Annotated in this window: 20 protein-coding genes; 13 read left to right on the plus strand and 7 right to left on the minus strand. The window is 59.9% G+C overall.

Annotation, left to right across the window (positions count from 1 at the left end):
* Nucleotides 1-51: 51 nt before the first annotated feature.
* On the minus strand, nucleotides 52-450 hold the full coding sequence (locus AC1Q6D_RS19245; RefSeq protein ID WP_371919870.1) for a cytosine permease: 399 nt from the start codon (nucleotides 448-450) through the stop codon (nucleotides 52-54).
* 473 nt (nucleotides 451-923) lie between these two features.
* On the minus strand, nucleotides 924-1,664 hold the full coding sequence (locus AC1Q6D_RS19250) for a phosphoadenylyl-sulfate reductase (protein WP_103402608.1): 741 nt from the start codon (nucleotides 1,662-1,664) through the stop codon (nucleotides 924-926).
* 162 nt (nucleotides 1,665-1,826) lie between these two features.
* Between AC1Q6D_RS19250 and thrH the strand changes: the two genes are divergently transcribed.
* On the plus strand, nucleotides 1,827-2,444 hold the full coding sequence (gene thrH, locus AC1Q6D_RS19255) for a bifunctional phosphoserine phosphatase/homoserine phosphotransferase ThrH (RefSeq protein WP_103402609.1): 618 nt from the start codon (nucleotides 1,827-1,829) through the stop codon (nucleotides 2,442-2,444).
* Between the two features lie 110 nt (nucleotides 2,445-2,554).
* On the opposite strand, the gene pabB is transcribed toward thrH, so the two are convergent.
* The 4 genes from pabB to rloA all read right to left on the minus strand — a co-directional run bounded on the left by pabB (nucleotide 2,555) and on the right by rloA (nucleotide 7,070).
* Nucleotides 2,555-3,898 carry an aminodeoxychorismate synthase component I gene (gene pabB, locus AC1Q6D_RS19260; protein ID WP_103402610.1) on the minus strand — a complete coding sequence of 448 codons (1,344 nt, stop codon included), beginning with the start codon at nucleotides 3,896-3,898 and terminating at the stop codon, nucleotides 2,555-2,557.
* Nucleotides 3,899-4,006: 108 nt separating this feature from the next.
* Complete coding sequence (locus AC1Q6D_RS19265; protein ID WP_047531533.1) at nucleotides 4,007-4,993, minus strand: alpha-L-glutamate ligase-like protein; 987 nt, start codon at nucleotides 4,991-4,993, stop codon at nucleotides 4,007-4,009.
* Complete coding sequence (gene rloB, locus AC1Q6D_RS19270) at nucleotides 4,993-6,528, minus strand: osmotic stress tolerance membrane protein RloB (protein ID WP_103402611.1); 1,536 nt, start codon at nucleotides 6,526-6,528, stop codon at nucleotides 4,993-4,995. Before rloB ends, AC1Q6D_RS19265 begins: the two co-directional genes overlap by 1 nt.
* A gap of 5 nt (nucleotides 6,529-6,533) precedes the next feature.
* Nucleotides 6,534-7,070: a retropepsin-like aspartic peptidase RloA gene (gene rloA, locus AC1Q6D_RS19275; RefSeq protein WP_047531528.1), complete on the minus strand. Its 537-nt coding sequence runs from the start codon at nucleotides 7,068-7,070 to the stop codon at nucleotides 6,534-6,536.
* A gap of 303 nt (nucleotides 7,071-7,373) precedes the next feature.
* Here rloA and AC1Q6D_RS19280 point away from each other — a divergent pair, with 303 nt between their 5' ends.
* From AC1Q6D_RS19280 to prpD, 6 genes are all read left to right on the plus strand, one after another.
* Entirely contained in the window at nucleotides 7,374-8,090 is a 717-nt protein-coding gene (locus tag AC1Q6D_RS19280; protein WP_177329355.1) for a GntR family transcriptional regulator, read from the plus strand.
* On the plus strand, nucleotides 8,087-8,980 hold the full coding sequence (gene prpB / locus AC1Q6D_RS19285) for a methylisocitrate lyase (protein WP_047531524.1): 894 nt from the start codon (nucleotides 8,087-8,089) through the stop codon (nucleotides 8,978-8,980). The genes AC1Q6D_RS19280 and prpB overlap by 4 nt, the downstream gene beginning before the upstream one ends.
* 146 nt (nucleotides 8,981-9,126) lie before the next feature.
* Nucleotides 9,127-10,254 carry a bifunctional 2-methylcitrate synthase/citrate synthase gene (prpC, locus tag AC1Q6D_RS19290; protein WP_103402612.1) on the plus strand — a complete coding sequence of 376 codons (1,128 nt, stop codon included), beginning with the start codon at nucleotides 9,127-9,129 and terminating at the stop codon, nucleotides 10,252-10,254.
* 194 nt (nucleotides 10,255-10,448) lie between these two features.
* Entirely contained in the window at nucleotides 10,449-13,043 is a 2,595-nt protein-coding gene (acnD, locus tag AC1Q6D_RS19295; RefSeq protein WP_103402614.1) for a Fe/S-dependent 2-methylisocitrate dehydratase AcnD, read from the plus strand.
* A 66-nt stretch (nucleotides 13,044-13,109) separates the two neighbouring features.
* On the plus strand, nucleotides 13,110-14,300 hold the full coding sequence (gene prpF / locus AC1Q6D_RS19300) for a 2-methylaconitate cis-trans isomerase PrpF (RefSeq protein ID WP_103402615.1): 1,191 nt from the start codon (nucleotides 13,110-13,112) through the stop codon (nucleotides 14,298-14,300).
* A 34-nt stretch (nucleotides 14,301-14,334) separates the two neighbouring features.
* Nucleotides 14,335-15,912 (plus strand): 2-methylcitrate dehydratase, encoded by a 1,578-nt coding sequence (gene prpD, locus AC1Q6D_RS19305; RefSeq protein ID WP_256590087.1) that lies wholly within the window; start codon nucleotides 14,335-14,337, stop codon nucleotides 15,910-15,912.
* 118 nt (nucleotides 15,913-16,030) lie between these two features.
* Here the strand turns inward: prpD and ppsR are convergent, their stop codons facing one another.
* Nucleotides 16,031-16,849: a posphoenolpyruvate synthetase regulatory kinase/phosphorylase PpsR gene (ppsR, locus tag AC1Q6D_RS19310; protein WP_047531512.1), complete on the minus strand. Its 819-nt coding sequence runs from the start codon at nucleotides 16,847-16,849 to the stop codon at nucleotides 16,031-16,033.
* A gap of 175 nt (nucleotides 16,850-17,024) precedes the next feature.
* On the opposite strand from ppsR, the gene ppsA reads away from it, so the two are divergent.
* The 6 genes from ppsA (at nucleotide 17,025) to AC1Q6D_RS19340 (ending at nucleotide 23,382) form a co-directional block, all read left to right on the plus strand.
* Nucleotides 17,025-19,400: a phosphoenolpyruvate synthase gene (gene ppsA, locus AC1Q6D_RS19315; RefSeq protein WP_090463871.1), complete on the plus strand. Its 2,376-nt coding sequence runs from the start codon at nucleotides 17,025-17,027 to the stop codon at nucleotides 19,398-19,400.
* A 193-nt stretch (nucleotides 19,401-19,593) separates the two neighbouring features.
* Entirely contained in the window at nucleotides 19,594-20,583 is a 990-nt protein-coding gene (locus AC1Q6D_RS19320; protein WP_103402617.1) for an alpha/beta fold hydrolase, read from the plus strand.
* Between the two features lie 137 nt (nucleotides 20,584-20,720).
* Nucleotides 20,721-21,212, plus strand: coding sequence for a ribonuclease E activity regulator RraA (gene rraA / locus AC1Q6D_RS19325; RefSeq protein WP_103402618.1), 492 nt, complete (start codon nucleotides 20,721-20,723; stop codon nucleotides 21,210-21,212).
* 35 nt (nucleotides 21,213-21,247) lie between these two features.
* Nucleotides 21,248-22,243, plus strand: a complete 996-nt coding sequence (locus AC1Q6D_RS19330; RefSeq protein ID WP_103402619.1) for a zinc transporter ZntB — start codon at nucleotides 21,248-21,250, stop codon at nucleotides 22,241-22,243.
* Nucleotides 22,244-22,306: 63 nt separating this feature from the next.
* On the plus strand, nucleotides 22,307-22,555 hold the full coding sequence (locus tag AC1Q6D_RS19335; protein WP_047531500.1) for a hypothetical protein: 249 nt from the start codon (nucleotides 22,307-22,309) through the stop codon (nucleotides 22,553-22,555).
* A 2-nt stretch (nucleotides 22,556-22,557) separates the two neighbouring features.
* Nucleotides 22,558-23,382 (plus strand): mechanosensitive ion channel family protein, encoded by an 825-nt coding sequence (locus AC1Q6D_RS19340; protein ID WP_008048604.1) that lies wholly within the window; start codon nucleotides 22,558-22,560, stop codon nucleotides 23,380-23,382.
* Nucleotides 23,383-23,449: the final 67 nt, after the last annotated feature.

Raw genomic sequence — 23,449 nt, forward strand, 5'->3', positions numbered from 1 at the left:
TCCTTATAGTGCGGTGGTTCTGCGGCCCGGACTCGCCGGGCCGCCAAGTGATTAATGACTGACGTTGTCGACCGCGATCGCTTCGCCGCTGACATCGGCGTAGTGCGGTTGGCGTTTGGCGATGATCAGGTAGAGCATTCCGGCAATCCCGGCGGCGGGAATGAACGCCGCCACGGCGCGCAAGTTGACCCCGCGGCTGTAGTAATAGGCGCCAGTCGGGTCTTCGCTGTACAACTGCGGCACGTTGACCTGACCTTTTCGCACCAGCCAGTAGTCGACCATGATCACGCCGTACAACGGCCCGAGCAGGGCACCGAGGCCCGACAGGAAGTACACGATCACCAGCGGGCAGTTGTAGAGGTTCCACGGCAGGCTCCTGATGCTCGACGCCGCGGTGACTGTGCATGAGCGCGAGGGTTCGACAAATCTTCGTCGCGGGGCGAATACCATTGGTTACGGGGCATCTGCAGCCTGTACGGGATAGGGCGCTTCAGGCTTGCGGATCTGGTGTGTGTATGTTTTGAGTTGATTGTATACAAAAAATGTATGCACCTTTGCCAGATCTATGCCAGCCAGGAATCTATGAATTCGGCTGCTCATTTCGTTTTGTTATGAGATGGCGCTAAGTGACTGAAAATATGGCGATATAAATTGACCGTTCGAACAGGTATTTATTTTTCGACAGGCTTTGTGGGAAAGGTCGACGCAGGGGGTCGGAAAGGCAGGATGTAACTTTTTCGGGCGCGGAAACTAAAAGTGCACACATAAATGGCACTGATGGTGACATTTGTGTGTACACATTTTTGGGCATGAGCCCAGCAGGAGCGAGCCTGCGCGCGATGGTCGTTAACGATAACGCTGAAAACCTGACGCCCCGCGGCGTTCTCGGGTTCATCGCGAGCAGGTTCGCTCCTACGGTGGGTTTACGCTTTGGACTTGCTGATGATATTGCCCGCGTGCAGCCCGCATTCCTTCTGCGTGGCCTCTTCCCACCACCAGCGGCCTTCGCGTTCGTGCTGGTTCGGCAGCACCGGACGGGTGCAGGGTTCGCAGCCGATGCTGATGAACCCGCGCTCATGCAGGCTGTTATACGGCAGTTCCAGCATGCGGATGTAACCCCAGATCTCTTCGCTGGTCATTTGTGCCAGCGGGTTGAATTTGTACAGGGTGCGTTCCGGGGTGGAAAACGCGCCGTCGATTTCCATCACGGCGACTGCGCTGCGAGTGCCGGGGCTCTGATCGCGGCGTTGGCCGGTGGCCCAGGCTTTCACGCCTGACAGCTTGCGCCGCAGCGGCTCGATCTTGCGGATGCCGCAGCATTCGCCATGGCCGTCCTTGTAGAAACTGAACAGGCCCTTTTCCTTCACGAACGGTTCAAGTTTGGTGTAGTCCGGCGACACCAGTTCGATGTCGATCTTGTAGTGCTCGCGCACTTGATCGATGAAGCGGTAGGTCTCGGGGTGCAAGCGACCGGTGTCGAGGCTGAACACCTTGACGTTCTTGTTCAGCTTCCAGGCCATGTCCACCAGCACCACATCCTCGGCACCGCTGAAAGATATCCACAGGTCATCGCCAAACTCGGCGAAGGCGAGTTTCAGGATGTCCTGGGCGGATTTACTGGCATAGGTCGTGGCGAGTTCCACGACGTCGAACGTTGGGCTCATCAGGGCGGCTTCCTACAGGTCATTGGCGCTGGGCGCTCTATATGGACCGATGGTAACAAAAAGCTGCGCCGGTCGGGGTGTCCTCTGCGTTGCGCGGTTGGGGAGTAATCGCTAGAGTTCGGGCTCGCTCGACTCAATAAACAATACAAATGGGAGTGTCTTGTGGAAATTGCCTGTCTGGACCTTGAAGGTGTGCTGGTCCCGGAAATCTGGATCGCCTTCGCCGAAAAAACCGGGATCGAATCCCTCAGGGCCACCACCCGGGACATTCCCGACTACGACGTGTTGATGAAGCAGCGCCTGCGGATTCTCGACGAACACGGCCTGAAGCTTGCGGATATCCAGGAAGTGATCGCCACGCTCAAGCCGCTGGACGGCGCCATCGAGTTCGTCAACTGGCTGCGCGAGCGCTTCCAGGTGGTGATTCTGTCGGACACCTTCTACGAATTTTCCCAGCCGTTGATGCGTCAACTGGGCTTCCCGACCTTGCTGTGCCATCGTTTGATCACCGATGATGCCGGCCGGGTGACCAGCTATCAGTTGCGTCAGAAAGATCCGAAGCGCCAGTCGGTGTTGTCCTTCAAGAGCCTGTACTACCGGGTCATTGCCGCCGGTGATTCCTACAACGACACCACGATGCTGGGTGAGGCCGATGCTGGCATTCTGTTCCATGCACCGGACAACGTGATCCGCGAGTTCCCGCAGTTCCCGGCGGTGCACACCTTTGAAGACCTGAAACAGGAATTCATCAAGGCTTCCAACCGCGCCCTGAGCCTGTAACGCGCCCCCTGCAGGAGCGAGCCTGCTCGCGATGGACGTCAACGATTACGCGTTTAGTCTGAAAGCGAGCCGGGTCTCAGCAGGCTCGCTCCCACAGGGAATGGTGTTAATCAGAGGCTTTGCAGGGTATCGAGCAACACCTTCACCTTGGTGATCGATTCCTGATATTCGGCTTGCCACTCGGAATCGGCGACAATCCCGCCGCCGCCCCAGCAACACACCTGCCCATCTTTCATCAGCAAGCTGCGAATGGCGATGGAGCTGTCCATCTCGCCGCGCACGTCCAGATACAGCAGCGAGCCGCAATACAGTCCGCGCCGGGTCGGTTCGAGCTCGTCGATGATTTGCATCGCGCGAATTTTCGGTGCCCCGGTAATCGAGCCGCCGGGGAAACTGCCGGCGATCAAATCCAGTGCATCACGATCCTCCGCCAACATGCCGGTGACACTGCTCACCAGGTGATGGACGTTCGGGTAACTTTCAAGGCTGAACAATTCCGGCACCGAGACCGAACCGGTCCGGCAGGTGCGACCGAGATCGTTGCGCAGCAGGTCGACGATCATCAGGTTTTCCGCGCGATCCTTGGCGCTGGCCAGTAGTTCGGCGGCATTCGCCGCATCTTCGGCGGGCGTGACGCCGCGAGGGCGAGTGCCTTTGATTGGCCGGGTTTCAACCCGTCGCTCACTGACTTTGACGAAGCGCTCCGGCGACAGGCTCAGTACGGCGGCACCGTCGGGCAAGCTCTGGAAACCGGAAAACGGTGTCGGGCACGCCGCCCGCAACGCGCAGTACGCGGCCCATGGATCGCCCTGGCAAGGGGCGCGGAAGCGCTGGGCGAAGTTGACCTGATAGCAGTCACCTGCCTGGATGTATTGCTGAATCCGCTCAATGGCGTGGCGATATTGATCGGCGCTCAGGTCGGCACTCATCGGCCCTTGCAGTTTGAAAGCCTCGACCGGTTCAATCGCAGGCTGCTCGAACAGCTGTATCAAACGCTCGCGCTCGCCGTCAGCCAGCGCAGGATGAAACACCAGTTGGCTGGTCATCCGTTGGTGATCGCTGATCAACGCCCAGTCGTACACACCGAAGCGCGCATCCGGCAGTTGCAGGTCGTCCAGGGCCTGGCTCGGCAGGTGTTCCAGATGGCGGCCGAAGTCGTAGCTCAAGTAGCCGATCAAGCCGCCAGCGAACGGCAGTTCACAGGCCGAAGGCAGGGACGCTTCGCCGAGCCGCGTCAGGTTTTCCCGCAGGCGTTGCAGGAAATCAGCGCCGCTTTCGTCAGGCAATACCGTCAGTTGTTCCAGCGGCCAGGCGCTGAGCAGGTCATAGCGCCCGCGTTCGGCACTTGGCCGGCCGCTGTCGAGCAGCACGGCACCGGGGGCATGGCGGATGGCCGCGAAATAATCGGCGGGGTTGGCGCGATAGGGAAGCGGGTGTACGGAACAGGTCAACATGAGTGAGGGCGATCGGCCGTTGAGGCGGGGTGGCGATTGTAGTCCCCTCGGCGAATTGCTCCTAGAGGGGAAGTCGGGGATTGGCAGGCTGAGGGCGATTGGCGGGGTTCAGCCCTCGACGGTCGGGATATGCCCGAACATCTCCTGCACAAAGGCTACGCGCTCTTCTACGGTTTCGGTCACGCCGCGAGCCTTCAGGTCTTCGAGTCGCGCTTCGACCGCATGGGTGCGCAGGGTCAGGCCGCAGTCGTTGGCAATCTGGATGTTCAAGCCTGGCCGCGCATTGAGTTCGAGAATCAGCGGACCTTTTTCCTGGTCCAGCACCATGTCGACACCGATGTAGCCCAGGCCACACAGCTCGTAGCACCCGGCGGCGAGTTTCATGAAGCCGTCCCAGTAGGGCAGTTGCACGCCGTCAACGGCGTTGGTGGTGTCCGGGTGTTTGTTGATGATGTTGTTCAGCCAGGTGCCGCGCAAGGTCAGGCCGGTGGCCAGGTCGACACCGACGCCGATGGCGCCCTGGTGCAGGTTGGCCTTGCCGCTGGACTGGCGGGTCGGCAGGCGCAGCATGGCCATGACCGGGTAACCCATCAGCACGATGATGCGGATGTCCGGCACGCCTTCATAACTGATGCTCTTGAAGATCTGGTCCGGGATCACCCGGTATTCGATCAATGCCCGGTCACGATGCCCGCCGAGGGAGTACAGGCCGGTCAGGATGCTGGAGATATGGTGCTCGATCTCCTCATGACTGATGATCTTGCCCGATACCGTGCGAAAGCGGCCCTCGAAGCGGTCGGCAACCACAATGATGCCGTCACCGCCGGCGCCCTGGGCCGGTTTGATCACGAAGTCGCTGCGTTCGCCGATGATATCGCCGAGCTTGTCGATTTCCTTCTCGGTGGAAATCACGCCATACAGTTCCGGCACATGAATACCGGCGGCGATGGCTCGCTCCTTGGTGAGGATCTTGTCGTCGACGATCGGGTACAGGCTGCGCTTGTTGTACTTGAGCACATAGTCCGCGTTGCGTCGGTTGATCCCCATGATGCCCCGCGCTTCCAGGGCCTTCCAGGTCTTCCAGAAGCCGAACATCAGCTGTCAGCCTTCTTCAGAAAAGCCTTGAACCGCACCAGTTCGGTCAGGCGATAGCCGCGATAACGACCCATCGCCAGCATGAAGCCCACCATGATCAGCAGGACCGCCGGGAAGGTGAAGACGAAGTACACCAGCTCCGGCACGGTCATGATCAAGTGGGCCAGGGAGGCTGCGAACAGTGTGCCGATCGCCACTTTCATGGCATGGCTTGCACCGCGTTCTTCCCAGGTGATCGACAGGCGTTCAATGGTCATGGTCAGAATCACCATCGGGAACAGTGCCACGGACAACCCGCGCTCCAGGCCAAGCTTGTGGCTGAACAGGCTGATGGCCGCAATCAGTACCACCACGAACGTCAGCACCACGGACAGCCTCGGCAGCATCTGCAGCTTCAGGTGTTCGAGGTAGGAACGCAGCGACAGCCCCAGTGCCGTGATGATGGTAAACAGCACGATGCCGAAACCGAGCTGGGTCTCGCGGAAGGCCAGGGCGATCAGCACCGGGGTAAAGGTGCCCAGTGTCTGCAGGCCGACCAGGTTGCGCAGGATCAGGATCACCAGCACGCCGATCGGGATCATCACCATGATCATGAAGGTCTGCTGGGTTTGCAGCGGCAGGCCGTACAACGAGTATTCGAGGAAGTTGGCGTCAGTGTTTTCGTCGGTCAGCTTCGCCAGGCGAATGGCGTTCATTTCACTGTTGTTCAGGCTGAAGGTCACGTTGGCCTTTTTGCCGCCATCGACGGTGATCAGGTTTTCGTCGCCCGTCCACCACAGCAGGCGGTCGGTTGGCAGCCCCTGTTCACCGGTCTCCGGGTTGAAGTACAACCAGTCGGTGCCGTTGAAGCTGCGCAGCCAGAGTTCCGGGGTTTGCGGCTGGTCGGCCACCAGGCGAATGGTGTGGACTTTCTCGATGGGTACGTGGGCGATGGACAGCAGCAGTTCGACGATTCGGGCCTTGTGCACGGTGGACGGATCACCGGCCAGCAGCAACTTCACGTTGTCGTCGTTGAGGTTGTTGACCCGCTTGATGGCTTCGCCGATGAACGTCTCGACGTCGGCCGAGTGTTGGCGAATCGGTGCGAGCAGGGCTTCGGCAGCGATTTTTTCCGGACCCTCCACGGCGATGCTGTCGCGGAAAGTCGGGCCCTTGACCTTGGACTTTTCACCGGAGTAACGCTTGGTCAGCACCAGGCGGTAATACAGCGTCTGGTTGCCCTTGGCCCGGCGTGCCGACCAGGTGACCTTGCGATTGCCGTCGACCCGGTTCACGGCGACACCATAGTTATTGGAGATGAAGCTCTCGTTGAGGCTGACGAAGTCGCGGCTCAGGGGTGGCACGAACATCTGGATCTTGACCGGGTCCTTGGCACTGGCGACGAACTCGACCTTGGCGTCGATGTTCCACAAGTCGTCGGTGGCGTCTTCGGTGACCGGGATCCCGAGCACGAAGATCTGATAGGCCGTGACTGAAATGCCTAGGATCACCAGGATGGCGATCAGCAGTTTCAGATGGAGGGTAAGAGAGCGCATTTAAATTACTCTGCGGTATGAGCGTCGGTGGTGCAGGCGGGTTTGCCGGCAGCATATTTAAGGCTGGGGTCGACCAGCGCGTCGAAGCGTTTGAGCGCTTCGGAGCCAATCAGGAGCGGGTATTGGAAAGCGCTGCGGTCGGTCAGGTTCACTTCGATGCTGCGCAGGGCCGAGCCCATGCAGATATCCAGCTCGATCACCGGGCGGGCCGTGTACTTCTTGCCTTCTTCCGGGTCGTAGTCGCCGGCCCGACGCTTGATCTTGCTGACCCGGGCCAGCGGTCGTTCGATCGGGTGCGAATGGGCGGCGTCGATGGCCAGATAGAAACGCACCCACGATTCGCCGTTGCGTTTGAAGCGCTTGATGTCGCGGGCGCTCAGGGAAGCGGTTTTCGCTCCGGTATCAAGCTTGGCGGCCACTTCGAGGTCGATACCGCCCAGGGACGCGTATTCATTGAGGCCGTATACGGTCTTTTCCCCTGCCGCCGCGAAGCCGGGCAGGCAAAGAAAATAAAGGAATGTGGGGAAGGGCTTGAGTCTCATAAATCCTGGTGCGCAGCGGTCCGTACTTCGATTCAAGGCCCTGGCATCGCTGCACAAGTTCCCTCGTATGCCTATCAGGGTTTTATGACAGACAGTGCAGATGCGGCAAACAAATGCGGGCGGCATTCTAGCACGGTGGTTTTGTGGCGCCAGCGCTGACCGGCGGCTATAAACAGCAGTTCATGTGTGGTGATGGTGCAGACGGTTATTAGACGATTGTCGACAATATCTAATTATCCTTTGACTAAGACGCCTTGATTCGCTAGTTTTTGCGGCATTAGCTTTCAAGGTGTCGACAATATGCTGGATCAACTCGATCCCCCGCTGGTAACCCAGGATGATTCGGAAACACTTTCCGAAAACGTCTTCCGGCGCATTCAGGCGGCCATCGTCAAGGGTGAGATCGCCCCGGGCAGCAAAATCTCCGAGCCAGAGCTGGCGCGCACCTATGGCATCAGCCGGGGGCCGCTGCGTGAGGCCATCCACCGCCTCGAAGGCCAGCGCCTGCTGGTGCGCGTACCCCACGTCGGTGCGCGGGTGGTGTCGCTGAACCATGCCGAATTGCTGGAGCTTTACGAAATCCGTGAGTCCCTCGAAGGCATGGCCTGTCGCCTCGCCGCCGAGCGCATGACCCTCGAAGAAATCGACGAACTGCGCCAGGTTCTCGAAACCCATGAACGCGATGAAGCGTTTCAGGCGGGTCGGGGCTACTACCAGCAGGAAGGCGATTTCGACTTCCATTACCGAATCATCCAGGGCAGCGGCAACCGTACCCTGACGCAAATGCTCTGCGGCGAGCTGTATCAATTGGTGCGCATGTACCGCATCCAGTTTTCCACTACGCCCAATCGCCCGCGCCAGGCCTTCGCCGAGCACCACCGAATTCTCGATGCCATCGCCGACCGTGACGGCGAACTGGCCGAGTTGTTGATGCGCCGCCACATCGGCGCTTCCAAACGCAATATCGCCCGTCATTATCAGGACGGCGCCAACCCGACAGCCAAACGAGGTGAGTCATGAGTTTGAACAAGAGCACTCCAGGCCAGCGTTTCCGCGATGCGGTCGCCAGCGAGCATCCATTGCAAGTGGTCGGCGCGATCAACGCCAACCACGCGCTGCTGGCCAAGCGCGCCGGTTTCAAGGCGATCTACCTGTCGGGTGGCGGGGTGGCTGCCGGTTCCCTTGGCGTACCTGACCTGGGCATCACCGGCCTTGATGACGTGCTGACCGACGTGCGTCGCATCACCGACGTCTGCGACCTGCCGCTGCTGGTGGACGTGGACACCGGTTTCGGCTCCTCGGCGTTCAACGTCGCCCGTACCGTCAAGTCGATGATCAAGTTCGGCGCGGCGGCGATTCACATCGAAGACCAGGTCGGCGCCAAGCGTTGCGGCCACCGTCCTAACAAGGAAATCGTGTCGCAGCAGGAAATGGTCGACCGTATCAAGGCCGCCGTCGATGCCCGTACCGATGACAGCTTCGTGATCATGGCCCGTACCGACGCCCTGGCAGTGGAAGGTCTGGAATCTGCCCTGGATCGCGCCGCCGCGTGCATCGAGGCCGGCGCCGACATGGTGTTCCCGGAAGCCATCACCGAACTGGAGATGTACAAGCTGTTCGCCAGCCGCGTGAAAGCGCCGATCCTGGCCAACATCACCGAATTCGGCGCGACACCGCTGTACACCACCGAGCAACTGGCCGGTGCCGATGTATCGCTGGTGCTGTACCCGCTGTCGGCTTTCCGCGCCATGAACAAGGCGGCCGAGAACGTCTACACCGCGATTCGCCGCGACGGCACGCAACAGAACGTCATCGACACCATGCAGACTCGCATGGAGCTTTACGATCGCATCGACTACCACACCTTCGAACAGAAGCTCGACGCGTTGTTTGCGCAAAAGAAAGGCTGAATCAAACCCTGTAGGAGCGAGCCTGCTCGCGATGGACGCCAACGATAACGCGGTGTCCCTGATGCACCGAGGTGATCCGTCCACCTTCGCGAGCAGGCTCGCTCCTACAAGTTTCCCTAACAAATTCAAGAAGACTGGAGACAGTAATGGCCGAAGCAAAAGTACTCAGTGGCGCCGGACTCCGTGGCCAGGTTGCCGGGCAAACCGCACTGTCCACCGTGGGCCAGTCGGGCGCAGGCCTGACCTATCGCGGCTACGATGTTCGCGAACTGGCGGCTGACGCACAATTCGAAGAAGTCGCCTACCTGCTGCTGTACGGCGAATTGCCGAGCAAGGCACAACTGGCGGCCTACATCAGCAAGCTGAGCAAGCTGCGCGACCTGCCGCAAGCGCTGAAAGAAGTGCTGGAACGCATCCCCGCCGACGCCCACCCGATGGACGTGATGCGCACCGGTTGCTCGTTCCTGGGCAACCTGGAACCGGAGCTGGACTTCTCCGAGCAATACGACAAGACCGACCGCCTGCTGGCCACGTTCCCGGCGATCATGACCTACTGGTATCGCTTCAGCCACGATGGCAAGCGCATCGACTGTGTGACCGACGAGCCGTCCATCGGTGGCCATTTCCTGCACCTGCTGCATGGCAAAAAGCCGAGCGAGTTGCATGTCAAAGTGATGAACGTGTCGCTGATCCTCTATGCAGAGCACGAGTTCAACGCTTCGACCTTCACTGCACGGGTTTGCGCATCGACCCTGTCCGACCTGTATTCCTGCATCACCGCGGCTATCGGTTCGCTGCGCGGTCCGCTGCACGGCGGCGCCAACGAAGCGGCGATGGAAATGATCGAGCGTTTCTCGTCGCCTGAAGAGGCGGTCGAGGGCACCCTCGGCATGCTGGCGCGCAAGGACAAGATCATGGGCTTCGGCCACGCGATCTATAAGGACAACGATCCACGCAACGAGGTGATCAAGGGCTGGTCGAAAAAACTCGCCGACGAAGTGGGCGACAAGGTGTTGTTCCCGGTTTCCGAAGCCATCGACGCCACCATGTGGGAGCAGAAAAAACTGTTCCCGAACGCCGACTTCTACCATGCCTCGGCGTACCACTTCATGGGCATCCCGACCAAGTTGTTCACGCCGATCTTCGTTTGCTCGCGCCTGACCGGCTGGGCCGCCCACGTGTACGAACAACGCGCCAACAACCGCATCATCCGCCCGAGCGCCGAGTACATCGGCGTCGAGCAGCGCAAGTTCGTGCCAATCGAACAACGCTGAATGGTCGGGGCCTGCACCGGGATCTGAGTTCACGCAGATCCCTGTAGGAGCGAGCCTGCTCGCGATGGAATGTCATACACATTGGTGTCGACTGACACACCATCGCGAGCAGGCTCACTCCCACAGTGGAAAGTGTTGACTTCATGCCCGGTGCCATCCCCACCCTTTGTAATTACCGTGACCGAGTCCTGACGATGAACACAAAATTTCGCAAATCGCTGCCTGGCAGCCAGCTGGATTACTTCGATGTCCGTGCGGCTGTCGAAGCCATTCAGCCAGGCGCCTACGACACCCTGCCGTACACCTCTCGCGTGCTGGCGGAAAACCTTGTGCGTCGCTGCGACCCGGCCACGCTTAACGAATCCCTGAAGCAGTTCATCGAGCGCAAGCGCGACCTCGACTTCCCGTGGTTCCCGGCCCGCGTGGTGTGCCACGACATTCTCGGCCAGACCGCGCTGGTCGACCTCGCCGGCCTGCGTGACGCCATCGCCCTGCAAGGCGGCGACCCGGCGCAAGTGAATCCGGTGGTGCCGACCCAATTGATCGTCGACCACTCCCTGGCCGTCGAGCGCGGTGGCTTCGATCCGCAAGCGTTCGAAAAGAACCGCGCCATCGAAGACCGTCGTAACGAAGACCGTTTCCACTTCATCAACTGGACCAAGAAGGCGTTCAAGAACGTCGACGTGATCCCGCCGGGCAACGGCATCATGCACCAGATCAACCTGGAGAAAATGTCTCCGGTGATCCAGGTCCGTGATGGCGTGGCGTTCCCCGACACCTGCGTCGGCACCGACAGCCACACCCCTCATGTCGATGCGCTGGGTGTAATCGCCATCGGCGTTGGTGGCCTGGAAGCGGAAAGCGTGATGCTCGGTCGTGCATCGTGGATGCGTCTGCCGGAAAGCGTGGGCGTTGAATTGACTGGCAAGCTGCAGCCGGGCATCACCGCCACCGACATGGTGCTGGCGCTGACCGAGTTCCTGCGCAAGCAAAAAGTCGTCGGCGCATGGCTGGAGTTCTTCGGCGAAGGCGCTGCCGCGCTGACCCTCGGCGACCGCGCGACCATCTCCAACATGGCCCCGGAATACGGCGCCACGGCGGCGATGTTCTACATCGATCAGCAGACCATCGACTACCTCAAGCTCACCGGTCGTGAAGACGATCAGGTGCAGTTGGTGGAGAACTACGCCAAGACCACAGGCCTCTGGGCTGACAGCCTGAAGGACGCGCAATACGAGCGCGGCCTGACGTTCGACCTGTCCACGGTAGTGCGCAACATGGCCGGCCCGAGCAACCCGCACGCCCGTGTCGCGGTGTCGGATCTGGCGGCCAAAGGCATCTCCGGCAAGTGGGAAGATGTGCCGGGGCAAATGCCCGACGGCGCGGTGATCATCGCCGCCATCACCAGTTGCACCAATACCAGCAACCCGCGCAACGTGATCGCCGCCGGCCTGCTGGCGCGCAACGCCAACAAGCTGGGTCTGACCCGCAAGCCATGGGTGAAGTCGTCCCTGGCGCCTGGCTCGAAAACCGTGGCGCTGTACCTGGATGAAGCCGGCCTGACCACCGAGCTGGAACAACTCGGTTTTGGCGTCGTCGCCTTTGCCTGCACCACCTGCAATGGCATGTCCGGCGCTCTGGATCCGGTGATCCAGCAAGAGATCATCGACCGCGACCTGTACGCCACCGCCGTGCTGTCCGGTAACCGCAACTTCGACGGACGGATCCATCCGTACGCCAAGCAAGCGTTCCTCGCGTCGCCGCCACTGGTGGTCGCGTACGCCATTGCCGGCACCATCCGCTTCGACATCGAGAAGGATGTGTTGGGTGTGGTTGACGGCAAGGAAATTCGCCTCAAGGACATCTGGCCAAGCGACGAAGAAATCAACGCGGTAGTCAAAGCCTCGGTGAAGCCGGAGCAGTTCCGTCAGGTGTACATCCCGATGTTCGCCATCCACGAAGACACTGGCCCGAAAGTCGCGCCGCTGTATGAGTGGCGCGAGATGAGCACCTACATCCGCCGTCCGCCGTACTGGGAAGGCGCGCTGGCCGGTGCCCGTCCGCTCAAGGGCATGCGCCCGCTGGCCGTGCTGCCGGACAACATCACCACTGACCACCTGTCGCCGTCGAACGCGATCATGCTCGACAGCGCCGCCGGTGAATACCTGGCGAAAATGGGCTTGCCGGAAGAGGACTTCAACTCTTACGCGACTCACCGTGGTGACCACCTCACCGCGCAGCGCGCCACCTTCGCCAACCCGAAACTGTTCAACGAAATGGTTCAGGAAAACGGCAAGGTCAAGCAGGGCTCGCTGGCTCGTGTGGAGCCGGAAGGCAAAGTCATGCGGATGTGGGAAGCCATCGAAACCTACATGGACCGCAAGCAGCCGCTGATCATCATCGCCGGCGCCGACTACGGTCAGGGCTCGTCCCGCGACTGGGCGGCCAAGGGCGTGCGCCTGGCTGGCGTGGAGGCGATTGCCGCTGAAGGTTTCGAGCGCATTCACCGCACCAACCTGGTGGGCATGGGCGTGTTGCCGCTGGAATTCAAGCCGGGCACCAATCGTCACACCCTGGCCATCGACGGCAGTGAAACCTATGACGTGGTGGGCGAACGCACCCCGCGCGCCGAGCTGACGCTGGTGATCCATCGCAAGAACGGCGAGCGCGTCGAAGTGCCGGTGACCTGCCGTCTCGACACCGCCGAAGAAGTGTCGATCTACGAGGCCGGCGGCGTGTTGCAACGCTTCGCCCAGGACTTCCTCGAAGAATCGGCGGTTGCCGTTTAACACACGCTGCACAGACACGGGACTTTGAGTCCCGTGTCTTTTTCCAGATCAGGAGTAACGAGCACCATGGCTCATGCACCGCAAATCAAGATTCCCGCCACCTACATGCGCGGCGGCACCAGCAAAGGCGTGTTCTTCAGCCTGCGAGACTTGCCTGAAGCGGCCCAGGTTCCAGGCCCGGCCCGCGACGCCTTGCTGCTGCGCGTAATCGGCAGCCCCGACCCGTACGAAAAACAAATCGACGGCATGGGCGGCGCGACGTCGAGCACCAGCAAAACCGTGATTCTGTCGAAAAGCATCAAGGCCGATCACGACGTCGATTACCTGTTCGGTCAGGTCTCCATCGACAAGCCTTTCGTGGACTGGAGCGGCAACTGCGGCAACTTGTCCGCGGCGGTCGGTTCGTTCGCCATCAGCAACGGTCTGGTGGACGCCAGCCGCATTCCGCACAACGGCGTGGCCGTGGTGCGCGTATGGCAGGCCAACATCGGCAAGACCATCATCGCCCATGTGCCGATCACCAACGGCGAAGTGCAGGAAACCGGCGATTTCGAACTCGACGGCGTGACCTTCCCGGCCGCTGAAGTGCAGGTCGAATTCATGGACCCGGCCGCGGAAGAAGAGGGCGGTGGCGGGTCGATGTTCCCGACCGGCAACCTGATCGATGATCTGGAAGTGCCGGGCGTCGGCACCCTCAAGGCGACCATGATCAACGCCGGCATCCCGACGATTTTCGTCAATGCCGAAGACATCGGCTACAAGGGCACCGAGTTGCAGGGCGCGATCAACGGCGACCCCAAAGCACTGCTGATGTTCGAAACCATCCGTGCCTACGGCGCGCTGCGTATGGGCTTGATTGCCAACATCGACGAAGCCGCCAAGCGCCAGCACACGCCGAAAGTGGCGTTCGTGGCCAAGCCGGCTGACTACGTGTCCTCGAGTGGCAAAACCGTTGCGGCGGGTGATGTCGACCTGTTGGTGCGTGCGTTGTCGATGGGCAAGTTGCACCACGCGATGATGGGCACGGCGGCTGTCGCCATCGGCACCGCGGCGGCGATTACTGGCACCCTGGTCAACCTGGCGGCGGGCGGAGTCGAGCGCAACGCGGTGCGCTTCGGTCACCCGTCCGGCACCTTGCGCGTCGGCGCTGAAGCCAGTCAGGTGAACGGCGAGTGGACCGTGAACAAAGCCATCATGAGCCGCAGTGCGCGGGTGTTGATGGAAGGTTACGTTCGCGTGCCCGGTGATTCGTTCTGACCCATGCCCTATCGTAGGAGCGAGCCTGCTCGCGATGAACCTGAGAGCACCACGGGGTGTCAGGTACCCAGCGTTATCGTTGACAACCATCGCGAGCAAGCTCGCTCCTACAAAGGGTGAAACGAACATGAGCGCCAACGTTGACCTCAACAATCGCCCGGACTATGACCAGGTGCTGCAGGACATCGCCGATTACGTACTCGATTACACCATCGAGTCCCGGGAAGCCCTCGACACCGCTCGCAACTGCCTGATGGACACCCTTGGCTGCGGCTTGCTGGCCCTGCGTTTCCCTGAGTGCACCAAACACCTGGGGCCCATCGTCGAAGGCACTGTCGTGCCGTTCGGCGCTCGCGTGCCCGGCACCAACTACCGCCTCGATCCGGTCAAGGCGGCCTGGGACATTGGCTGCATCGTGCGCTGGCTTGACTACAACGATACCTGGCTCGCGGCCGAGTGGGGCCATCCGTCGGATAACCTCGGCGGCATTCTCGCGGTGGCCGATCACTTGTCGCAAAAGCGTCTGGCCAATGGTGAGGCGCCGTTGACGGTTCGCACGGTGCTGGAAGCGATGGTCATGGCCCATGAGATTCAAGGCGTGATCGCGCTGGAAAATTCGTTCAATCGTGTAGGCCTTGATCACGTCATTCTGGTGAAGGTCGCCTCGACGGCGGTCTGCGCCAAGCTGATGGGGGCAGACCGCGAGCAGTTACTCTCAGCGCTGTCTCACGCCTTCGCCGACGGCCAGGCGCTGCGCACCTATCGCCATGCACCGAATGCCGGCTCGAGAAAATCCTGGGCGGCGGGCGACGCGTCCAGTCGTGGTGTTCGTCTGGCGGACATCGCCATGCGCGGCGAGATGGGCATTCCCGGTGTGTTGAGTGCCGGGCAGTGGGGCTTTTATGACGTGCTGTTCAGCCACACCAATAAGGACCTGGCGCTAAAGCCCGAAGACAAACGGGCGTTCAGTTTTTCCCGGCCGTACGGCAGTTATGTGATGGAAAACGTGCTGTTCAAGATCAGTTTTCCCGCCGAGTTCCACGCACAAACAGCCTGTGAAGCCGCAGTGACGCTGCACCCGCAGGTGCGAAATCGTCTTCACGACATCGACCGGATCGTCATCACCACCCACGAATCGGCGATACGCATCATTTCCAAGGTCGGCCCTTTGGCCAATGCCGCCGACCGCGATCACTGCCTCCAGTACATGACCGCGGTGCCACTGGCATTCGGCAATCTGGTGGCCGAATACTACGAAGATGACTTCCACAAGGCACATCCGATCATCGATGTGTTGCGCGAGAAAATGGTCATCGTCGAAAACCCGGTTTACACCCGCGAGTACCTGGAGGCCGACAAGCGTTCCATCGCCAATGCCGTTCAGGTGTTTTTCAAGGACGGTACCAGCACCGAGAACGTGGTGGTGGAGTACCCGATCGGGCATCGGCGGCGCCGTGCCGACGGTATTCCATTGCTGGAGGAGAAGTTCAAGGCGAACTTGCTGACTCGATTCACCGGCCAGCGTAGCGCCGAGATTTTTGCGTTGTGCAAGGATCAGGCAGCGCTTGAAGCGACGCCCGTTAATAGATTTGTGGATTTGTTTGTGATCTAGAAGACCGCGTTATCGCTCAATCGCCAGCAGGCTGGCTCCCACCGTTGATTTGCGTTCACCGCAAATCCCCTGTGGGAGCCAGCCTGCTGGCGATAAGGCCGGAACCGGCGATAGAAACTTACTTGAAGCGCCGCTCGACGCCTTTTTCCACGAGGATCTTCGCCGAGATCTCTTCAACGGAAAAATGCGTGGAGTTGATGTGCGGGATGTTCTCGCGGCGGAACAGGTTTTCCACTTCGCGCACTTCGAACTCGCACTGGGCGTAGCTCGAATAGCGGCTGTTGGGCTTGCGCTCGTTGCGGATCGCGGTGAGGCGGTCCGGGTCGATGGTCAGGCCAAACAGTTTGTGCTGGTGGGCGCGCAGGGCGCTTGGCAGTTGCAGGCGCTCCATGTCGTCTTCGGTCAGCGGGTAGTTGGCGGCGCGGATACCGAACTGCATGGCCATGTACAGGCAGGTGGGGGTCTTGCCGCAACGCGACACGCCCACCAGGATCAGGTCGGCTTTGTCGTAGTAGTGCGTGCGGGCGCCGTCGTCGTTGTCGAGGGCGAAGTTCACCGCCTCGATCCGCTCCATGTAATTGGTGTTGGCGCCGATGGAGTGGGATTTGCCGACGGTGTAGGAAGAATGCTCGGTCAGTTCCTGTTCGAGAGGCGCCAGGAAGGTCGAGAAAATGTCGATCATGAAACCATTGGAAGTCGCAAGGATCTCACGAATGTCCTGATTGACGATGGTGTCGAAGATAATCGGACGGAAGCCGTCGGTTTCGGCGGCTCTGTTGATTTGTTGTACCATGGCCCGCGCTTTATCCGCGTTGTCGATGTACGGCCGGGTGAATTTGCTGAAGGTAATGTTCTCGAACTGCGCCAGGAGGCTTTGACCCAGGGTTTCGGCGGTAATGCCGGTGCCATCGGAGATAAAGAAAGCAGATCGTTTCATTTGCACCTTGGGCCTTAAGCTAGTAACGAATCTTGGATATGATAGGCGCGATTTGCCGGCCGCCATTGGCCCGCATTCTCACTTATTTTCCAGGTCCAGGCCATACAGCTGGCAAACGCTCTTCCGAGCAAACCGGCTTCTGAGCTTTTCCAACACAGTTAGTGGAGAGATCACCTTGGTAGAGTACGTAGTTTCCCTCGATAAGCTCGGCGTCCATGATGTGGAGCATGTGGGGGGCAAGAACGCATCCCTGGGCGAGATGATCAGCAACCTTGCAGGTGCCGGTGTATCGGTGCCTGGTGGCTTCGCCACGACCGCTCAGGCATATCGTGATTTCCTGGAACTGAGCGGCCTGAACCAGCAGATTCACGACGCCCTTGATGCCCTGGACGTCGACGACGTGAACGCCCTGGCCAAGACCGGCGCCCAGATCCGTCAATGGATCATGGAAGCCGAGTTCCCTGAAAAACTGAACACCGAAATCCGCACGGCATTCGCCACGCTGTCCGCCGGCAACCCTGACATGGCCGTGGCCGTGCGTTCTTCCGCTACCGCCGAAGACCTGCCGGACGCTTCCTTCGCTGGCCAGCAGGAAACGTTCCTGAACATCCGTGGTGTCGAAAACGTCATTCGCGCCGCCAAAGAGGTGTTCGCCTCGTTGTTCAACGACCGCGCCATTTCCTACCGTGTCCACCAGGGTTTCGACCACAAACTGGTTGCCCTGTCGGCCGGCGTGCAGCGCATGGTCCGCTCCGAAACCGGCACGGCCGGCGTGATGTTCACCCTCGATACCGAATCGGGTTTCCGTGACGTGGTGTTCATCACCGGCGCCTACGGCCTGGGTGAAACCGTCGTGCAAGGCGCGGTGAACCCGGATGAGTTCTACGTCCACAAGGGCACGCTGGCTGCCGGTCGTCCGGCGATCCTGCGCCGCAATCTGGGCAGCAAGGCCATCAAGATGATCTACGGCGACGAGGCCAAGGCCGGTCGTTCGGTCAAGACCGTCGATGTCGACAAGGCCGATCGCGCGCGTTTCTGCCTGACCGACGCCGAAGTCAGCGAACTGGCCAAGCAGGCGATGATCATCGAGAAGCACTACAAGTGCCCGATGGACATCGAATGGGCCAAGGACGGTGACGACGGCAAGCTGTACATCGTGCAGGCCCGTCCGGAAACCGTGAAGAGCCGCACCCAGGCCAACGTCATGGAACGTTACCTGTTGAAAGAAACCGGCACCGTGCTGGTGGAAGGCCGTGCCATCGGCCAGCGCATCGGCGCCGGCAAGGTCCGCATCATCAAGGACGTGTCCGAGATGGACAAGGTCCAGCCAGGCGACGTACTGGTTTCCGACATGACCGACCCGGACTGGGAACCGGTCATGAAGCGTGCCAGCGCCATCGTCACCAACCGTGGCGGCCGTACCTGCCACGCGGCGATCATCGCCCGTGAACTGGGGATCCCGGCCGTGGTCGGTTGCGGTAACGCCACCCAGCTGTTGAAAGACGGCCAGGGCGTGACCGTTTCCTGCGCTGAAGGCGACACCGGTTTCATCTTCGAAGGCGAACTGGGCTTCGACATCAAGAAGAACTCCGTGGATGCCATGCCGGAGCTGCCGTTCAAGATCATGATGAACGTCGGCAACCCGGACCGTGCTTTCGACTTCGCGCAGCTGCCGAACGCCGGTGTGGGTCTGGCCCGTCTGGAGTTCATCATCAACCGCATGATCGGCGTGCACCCGAAGGCGCTGCTGAACTACGACGGTCTGCCGTCGGACATCAAGGAAAGCGTCAACAAGCGAATCGCCGGTTACGACGATCCGGTCGGTTTCTATGTCGAGAAGCTGGTTGAAGGCATCAGCACCCTGGCGGCAGCGTTCTGGCCGAAAAAGGTCATCGTGCGTCTGTCGGACTTCAAGTCCAACGAATACGCCAACCTGATCGGCGGCAAGCTCTACGAGCCGGAAGAAGAAAACCCGATGCTGGGTTTCCGTGGCGCCTCGCGTTACATCAGCGAATCGTTCCGTGACTGCTTCGAACTCGAATGCCGTGCCCTCAAGCGCGTGCGCAACGAGATGGGACTGACCAACGTCGAAATCATGGTGCCGTTCGTCCGCACCCTGGGTGAAGCGAGCCAGGTGGTTGACCTGCTGGCGGAGAACGGTCTGGCCCGTGGCGACAACGGTCTGCGCGTTATCATGATGTGCGAACTGCCGTCCAACGCCATCCTGGCTGATGAGTTCCTTGAGTTCTTCGACGGCTTCTCCATCGGTTCCAACGACCTGACCCAGCTGACTCTGGGCCTGGACCGTGACTCCGGGATCATCGCGCACCTGTTCGACGAGCGTAACCCAGCGGTCAAGAAGCTGCTGGCCAACGCCATTGCCGCGTGCAACAAGGCCGGCAAGTACATCGGCATTTGCGGTCAGGGCCCTTCGGACCACCCGGACCTGGCCAAATGGCTGATGGAACAAGGCATCGAAAGCGTATCGTTGAACCCCGATTCCGTACTGGAAACCTGGTTCTTCCTGGCTGAGGGTCAGGCGCAGGCTTGATCCAGTGTGAACGGGCCGCTCTCTTGTAGGAGCGAGCCTGCTCGCGATGGTCGTGAACGATCATGCGCGTTTACTGAATAAACGCGTTGTTCTGGAGTCCATCGCGAGCAGGCTCGCTCCCACAGGGGCGGTGCCTTTAAGATTCAAGTAGGGCGGGCTCCTCCGGATGCCGCCCTTTTTTGTGCAAGAACTTATGCAAAGCAGCAGCAACCTATTTCCTGTCGCCCTGATCAGCGCCGAGCGGCGCGGCGATCTGAGCGAAGATGTTTATCGTTTAAAACCCGGCAACAGCCCCGATGGCACCGTCGAAATTGCGGTGACTCGCCTAGGCATGGCCGATGAGCCCGCGGTGCGTGGCGTGCCGGTCATCCTGTTGCACGGCAGTTTTTCCAATCGACGTTTCTGGTTTTCCGCGAAAGGGCTGGGGCTCGGCGTCTATCTGACGCGCCTGGGCTTCGACGTTTGGATTCCGGAAATGCGCGGTCACGGCCTCTCACAGCGCAATCAGAACTACCGCAAGAACCGTGTCGCCGACTACGCTCGTTACGATTTGCCGGCCATTGGCGCGTTCGTGCGTGAGCAAAGCGGCCAGGTCCCACACTGGATCGGCCACTCGCTGGGCGGCATTACCCTGGCAGCCGCATTGGGCGGTCAATACATCGGTGAGCCCGTGGTGGCGTCCGCGGCGTTCTTTGGCGCGCAGGTCAGTCGCACGTACTGGCCGTTGAAAATCCCGCCGGTGGAGTGGAGCGGTCGTTTCATTCTCAAGCGTTTTGCCCAGCTGTCGGGTTCACGGCTCAAACGCGGCCCGGAGGACGAGCCGATTGGCCTGGCCCTGGAAAGCATGCGTTGGCATGGCCTGTTCGGGCGCTTTGGTGATGCAGACAAGGACTGGTGGGCGGGTTTGGCCGAGGTCAGTTTGCCGGTGCTGGCGGTGAGTGCCGCCGGTGATCATCAGGATCCGGCCTGGGCTTGTCGCAAGCTGTTCGATCAGATGGGGTCCGAGCACAAGCAATTTATCAACCTGGGTCGCGAGCAGGGCTTTACCGATAATTTCGGTCACGTTGAAATGTTGGTCAGCAAAGCCGCACAGGCTGAAGTCTGGCCATTGGTGGCCCGTTGGCTGGCGGATCAGCAAACCCCTCTGCTGGGTGAAACAGCGGATTTGGCCGCGGCGATTTGAACCCGACGCTCTATCAAGGGCATTTCGCTCTGATCGGCTAGCGGCTAAGATATGACGCATTGAGCTGTTCTGGTCATTTTCGATGACTGAGTCATCACTGATGTTCGTGCTTTCTTCCTCTTCACAGGAGTTTCTCGATGAACCATTACCTAACGCCTGACCTGTGCGACGCCTATCCGGAGCTGGTGCAGGTGCTGGAACCGATGTTCAGCAATTTTGGCGGCCGTGATTCCTTTGGCGGCGAAATCGTGACCATCAAATGCTTCGAAGACAACTCGCTGGTCAAGGAGCAAGCCGAGCTCAAGGGAGATGGCAAGGTACTGGTGGTCGATGGTGGCGGCTCCCTGCGTCGCGCGCTGCTGGGCGACATGATCGCCGAGAAGGCCGCGAAAAACGGCTGGGAAGGGCTGGTGATCTACGGTTGCATCCGTGACGTTGACGTCATCGCGCAAACCGATCTGGGCGTTCAGGCCCTGGCCAGCCACCCGATGAAAACCGACAAGCGCGGTATCGGTGATCTGAACGTGGCCGTAACCTTTGCGGGCGTGACCTTCCATCCGGGCCATTACATCTATGCGGACAATAACGGCGTGATCGTCTCGCCAAGCCCGCTTGCAATGCCCGAGTAAGTTTTGGTCGATTTTTTTTGAAGAATGGAATGCGGATGTTCGAGGAAGAAAACGCGCAATGGGGGCTGGTACATGCCCTGGTGCTGGATGGTAAAGGCGGCGCGCGTTCGATAGCCCGGACTGAACTCGATGAACTGCAGCTCCAGGCCCATGAAAGCCTGTGGCTGCACTGGGATCGCAGTCATCCGCAAACCCAGACCTGGCTGCGCAAATCCAGTGGCCTGAGCGAATTCAGCTGTGATCTTTTGCTGGAAGAAAACACCCGACCGCGTCTTTTACAGCTTTCGGACAGCGAACTGCTGCTATTTTTGCGCGGGGTCAATCTGAATCCGGGGGCCGAGCCTGAAGACATGGTCTCGGTGCGAATCTTCGGTTCTGCCCAGCGTGTCATCTCCCTGCGTTTGCGCCCGTTGCGCGCCACGGAGGAACTGCTGGAGCAACTGGCGGAGGGCAAGGGACCGAAAACAGCCTCCGAACTCATCCTGTGCATGGCGCAGTACCTGACCAACAAGTTGCAGGATCTGGTCAGCGACCTCTCGGAAGTGGTCGATGAGGAAGAAGAAAAGCTGGATACCGACGAACGGTATACACCGGAACACGGAGCTGTTTTGCAGATCCGTCGCCGGGCGGCGGCGTTGAAGCGGTTTCTCGCTCCGCAGCGGGATATTTTTGGTCAACTGACGCGGATCAAACTGCCCTGGTTCGTCGACGATGATGGTGATTACTGGAACGAATTGAACAACAGTCTGACCCGCTATCTTGAAGAGCTGGAGTTGACCCGGGAGCGGGTAGGGCTGGTCCTTGAGACCGAAGACCGACGATTGAGCGTGCGCATGAACCGCACGATGTACCGCTTCGGGATCATCACCGGGATTTTTTTGCCAATGAGTTTTTTGACCGGTCTGTTGGGGATCAACGTCGGTGGAATTCCATTCTCTGCGAGCCCTTATGGCTTCCTGATTGCCTGCCTGATGATGGTCTCGGTGGCATTGGGGCAGTGGTGGTTATTCCGACGTTTGCGCTGGGTTTGAAAGTGGCCCATGTGACCCGGGTAAATTTGATCGCGTCTTTCACAGACATCACGAGAGGTGCGTATGCACGATCCGTTTGAACAGTCTTTGCGTGACATGCTCAAGGCATCACCGTCCACCCGGGACGACGATGCGTGCCTTGGTCGTGTACTGAAAACCGCCAACCGCCAGGTCGGTGCCGGTGATTTGTTCAGCCTGCTGGGCCGTTGGTTGCCCGCCCTGATGATCGCCGTTAATAATGGATCGGCCCATGTCGCGCCGGTGTCCCGTCTTCGTAAACCTGCTGCCCGCACTGCTGATAAGGCTGATTGAATATGGAACTTGATCTCTGGACTCAGAGCCTCGTCACTGCCATGACCGCGTTGTGGACCAAGGTTGCCAACTTCATTCCGAACCTGTTCGGCGCACTGGTTGTGCTGCTGTTGGGTTTTGTCGTGGCCAAATTGCTGGACACGCTGCTCTCCAAGTTGCTGGCCAAACTGGGCCTCGATCGCCTGATGGGCGGCACCGGTCTGACCAAGTTGCTATCTCGTGCCGGGCTACAGGTACCGATTTCTACCCTGATCGGCAAGATTGTCTATTGGTTCGTTCTGCTGATTTTTCTGGTTTCTGCGGCAGAATCCCTTGGACTTGAACGAGTTTCGGCTACGCTGGACATGCTCGCGTTGTATCTGCCGAAGGTCTTTGGCGCAGCGCTGGTGTTGCTGGTGGGGGTCTTGCTCGCGCAACTGGCCAACGGACTGGTGCGCGGCGCGGCAGAAGGCGTAGGCCTGGACTACGCTTCTGGCCTTGGGCGAATTGCCCAGGGATTGGTCATCATCATCAGTATTTCGGTCGCGATCAGCCAGTTGGAGGTCAAGACTGACCTGCTCAACCATGTGATTGTGATTGTATTGATTACCGTTGGTCTGGCGGTTGCGCTGGCCATGGGATTGGGAAGCCGGGAAATTGCCGGCCAGATTCTTGCGGGAATCTATGTGCGTGAGTTGTACCAGGTTGGGCAACAAGTGCGTGTTGGCGAGGTCGAAGGCCAGATCGAAGAGATCGGCACGGTTAAAACCACATTGCTGACCGATGAGGGTGAGCTAGTCTCTCTTTCCAATCGGATCCTTCTCGAACAGCATGTGAGTAGCCGCTAACCCGGCAAACCCTGCTAATGTATGCCGCCGCAAAATGCCCGCTGATGCTGGCTGCGGCGGACATTGA

This window comes from Pseudomonas sp. MT92 (genome assembly GCF_058792515.1).